Consider the following 2,716-nt stretch of genomic DNA (forward strand, 5'->3'; position numbering starts at 1 on the left):
ATGCTAAATTCTAATTGAAATGGTTGGAGAATACGATTCGCTTTTGATCAAAGCTTTTGGGAATTCTCCTAAACTTAGGATTTTAGATTACTTGTTGGACTATAAATTGAATGATTTTACGAAGAAGGAGATCATTGAGGCTTTGGGGATGAGTAAAATCACCTTCTACAAGTATTTCAAGGACTTAGAAGATTTAGGCTTAGTAATTCCATCTAGGAAGATAGGAAGAGCCACACTATACAGGATAAACTTGGAAAATCCAATGGTTAAACTGCTCATAGAATATGAAATGCAACTCTCCCTACAAATAGCTGAGAGGGAAGCGCAGAAGATGAAGAAAGTAATGGAAGTAACCTAGTTTTCCTAGGGAATCCACTTTTCCAAACACTAATGCCAAGTCATGCTTATGGGCATAAGCACATTAAAACATTTATCAAACTCTTATTGCTATGTAAAAAAAGTATTAACTTAACCCCTCATCAATTATGGGAAAAAAAATGGGTTTTATGGTATTTTCTTCGCAGTTCTTTTTCATCCAGTCTTCTTTATTATTGTTATGTTTTTGATTATTATTTGTGTTACTGTACCCTTTTCTAGGTCTACGTTTACTTGGGCGAATCCACCATTCCCATTTCTTAATGTCACTATTGCTCCAGTGGCTTTCAGTGTTATTGTTCCATCACCTTGAATTGTCATTTTAATGGTTGGCTTTATCCCTGTAACATTGTATCCTTGGCTTATTAGTTTCTGTACGTCACTATCGCTTAAAGCTATGCTTAAAACTTTGCTCTTAAAATCATCGCTTATTTCAACTGTGAATCCCCTAATCTTACCCTTCATTAATGGCTGTATTGGTTGCTGTATCTGATTTCCATTCCAAGCCCACTTATACTGCTGTCTCCAAGCATATCCAGCATATACTGTGGCTACTCCAATGCCGAGCATTATCATTGATAGCATGGCTATTAATGCTAGCTTCCTCAATTCCCTTACACCTCCAATAAACATTTACTTTACAGTTTGATTTAAGGGATTCTTTGAAACAGCTTTTCCAACCATTTAAACTCGTTTTCCATTAGCTTTCCGATCCATAAACATAGGGAAATTTATCAAAGACCTTTGGAAGTTAAGTTTAGCTTCAGTTTCTCTTATAATAGCCGACTATGTTACTGTGCTTATGAACTTTTCCACATTGATTATAGCTTGTACATGAGCCGCATATATGGGTTCGCCATAAATATTACGTTTATCATACTTTAGTACTTTGACAACAACAGGTTTTACCATTATCTTAAACCCATCATGTGTTAAGTACTCTTGCCACTTTTCCTCTTGTGTTTCAAATTTTATCTCCTTACCAACGTCCCTACGAGGATCCCAAACCTCCTTTGATGGTAAACCCTTTAGAGATGGAGGTACAATTGCTGCTACAACATTTACAGAATCAAAGTTTAATCCAATAGGGATTCCCTCAAGAGTCATTTCAGCAGATCTAAATATTTTTTTTAACTACGATTTTTACCTTTAAAATAGTTCCATCTTGAAGCAGATACCTGCTATAATCCTCAGAGATAACAGTAAAGTCACATTCAATCATGCTTGTGCCAGCCATACCTTGATCGTCAATCATCGTTTATACCACTCCCTCAAAAATTCCTCCTTACTAATACCTGCTTCAGCTAATATTTCAAGTAATGTCCCTCTATCCAACTCTTCATGTAGTGGCACTGTTACACGGCGACCATCCTGTGATTTGAGAACAACATGACTTCCCTTTTGTCTTGAAACCACAAAGCCTTTCTTCGTCAAATACTTAATCACCTCTCTACCCGAAACTACGGGGAAGTTTGGACATTTACTTTTCTTCCCTTACAATTATTGAAAATTCTCTTTCTTCGCCGTACATATCCTCTAATATGGCGGATATGGCCTCAATTATGTTTCTAACAGCTTCCTCCACACTTCTCCCCTGCGAGACGGCGCCTTTAACATCAACGCATTTTGCAATGATCCAACCGTCAAGACCCTTCTTCAAAACAACTCTATAGCAGGGGCGGACTCTGCCTTCTGCATCAGATAGTTCAAAAGTTACATCTAGAGGCTTCGGTACGGTAGGAACACTTTCCAGTGATATTTCCTTAGCAATCTTAGCCATAATTCTTAAACCCTTTAAAAACTCTAAATAAATGAAAGCATTTAAGTCTTACTCTCTTAAATTGTCATGGTCAAATTTATAAGTTAACAATTTAGTATCACTGTAATTGTCAAAGCTTCATTTTGTAAATTTGCAGGAGTATTCTGAGAAGTTTAAAATGGAATGTGGGTTTGAGTTGTTGGGGAAAATATTATATTCTGTTACAATTTAGATTGTTTTTGGTGATGTGGTTTGGCTTTTAGGATGACTGTTTTCTCTGATAATTATGCTAGTCTTAGGAGTAGGGGTTGTTGGGCTCAGCATGGTTTTGGAGCGTTGCTAGAGTTTAGATTTGAGGATTTAATTTTGAATGTGGTTTTTGATTGCGGCCCCTCCATGGATGTTGTTAAGCATAATTTGGATGTTTTGAAGCTTGATTTCAGTGGTGTTAATGCAATTTTCTTGAGTCATGGACATTATGATCATACTGGAGGGTTGATCGAGGTTGTTAAGCGTATTGGTAGGAGGGTTCCAGTGTTGGTTCATCCGAAGACATTCTCCAATAGGTTTGCTAAGAGGGAT

The 2,716-nt window shown here is 36.9% G+C and carries 7 protein-coding genes; 2 read left to right on the top strand and 5 right to left on the bottom strand.

The features are described 5' to 3' along the window. Positions 1–43 precede the first annotated feature (43 nt). On the top strand, positions 44–358 hold the full coding sequence (locus MRT15_RS11450; RefSeq protein ID WP_304330362.1) for a winged helix-turn-helix domain-containing protein: 315 nt from the start codon (positions 44–46) through the stop codon (positions 356–358). 173 nt (positions 359–531) lie between these two features. Here the strand turns inward: MRT15_RS11450 and MRT15_RS11455 are convergent, their stop codons facing one another. The 5 genes from MRT15_RS11455 to MRT15_RS11475 all read right to left on the bottom strand — a co-directional run bounded on the left by MRT15_RS11455 (position 532) and on the right by MRT15_RS11475 (position 2,155). Continuing rightward, positions 532–984 (bottom strand): hypothetical protein, encoded by a 453-nt coding sequence (locus MRT15_RS11455; RefSeq protein WP_304330364.1) that lies wholly within the window; start codon positions 982–984, stop codon positions 532–534. 177 nt (positions 985–1,161) lie between these two features. Beyond that, positions 1,162–1,482: a hypothetical protein gene (locus tag MRT15_RS11460; RefSeq protein WP_304330365.1), complete on the bottom strand. Its 321-nt coding sequence runs from the start codon at positions 1,480–1,482 to the stop codon at positions 1,162–1,164. A gap of 10 nt (positions 1,483–1,492) precedes the next feature. Next, positions 1,493–1,630, bottom strand: coding sequence for a hypothetical protein (locus MRT15_RS11465; RefSeq protein ID WP_304330367.1), 138 nt, complete (start codon positions 1,628–1,630; stop codon positions 1,493–1,495). Further along, positions 1,627–1,821, bottom strand: a complete 195-nt coding sequence (locus MRT15_RS11470; protein ID WP_304330368.1) for a type II toxin-antitoxin system HicA family toxin — start codon at positions 1,819–1,821, stop codon at positions 1,627–1,629. Before MRT15_RS11470 ends, MRT15_RS11465 begins: the two co-directional genes overlap by 4 nt. Positions 1,822–1,855: 34 nt before the next feature. Continuing rightward, positions 1,856–2,155 (bottom strand): type II toxin-antitoxin system HicB family antitoxin, encoded by a 300-nt coding sequence (locus tag MRT15_RS11475; protein WP_304330369.1) that lies wholly within the window; start codon positions 2,153–2,155, stop codon positions 1,856–1,858. Positions 2,156–2,386: 231 nt separating this feature from the next. Here MRT15_RS11475 and MRT15_RS11480 point away from each other — a divergent pair. After that, the coding region (locus tag MRT15_RS11480) for an MBL fold metallo-hydrolase (RefSeq protein ID WP_304330371.1) at positions 2,387–2,716 on the top strand (330 nt) is incomplete at its 3' end.

Source organism: Candidatus Culexarchaeum yellowstonense (assembly GCF_024707025.1).
Taxonomy (GTDB): domain Archaea; phylum Thermoproteota; class Methanomethylicia; order Culexarchaeales; family Culexarchaeaceae; genus Culexarchaeum.

Bases quoted from the DNA above. Each gene is read 5' to 3' on its own strand.
- MRT15_RS11460 (WP_304330365.1), bottom strand. From the start codon at position 1,482: ATGACTCTTGAGGGAATCCCTATTGGATTAAACTTTGATTCTGTAAAT.
- MRT15_RS11465 (WP_304330367.1), bottom strand. From the start codon at position 1,630: ATGATTGACGATCAAGGTATGGCTGGCACAAGCATGATTGAATGTGAC.
- MRT15_RS11475 (WP_304330369.1), bottom strand. From the start codon at position 2,155: ATGGCTAAGATTGCTAAGGAAATATCACTGGAAAGTGTTCCTACCGTA.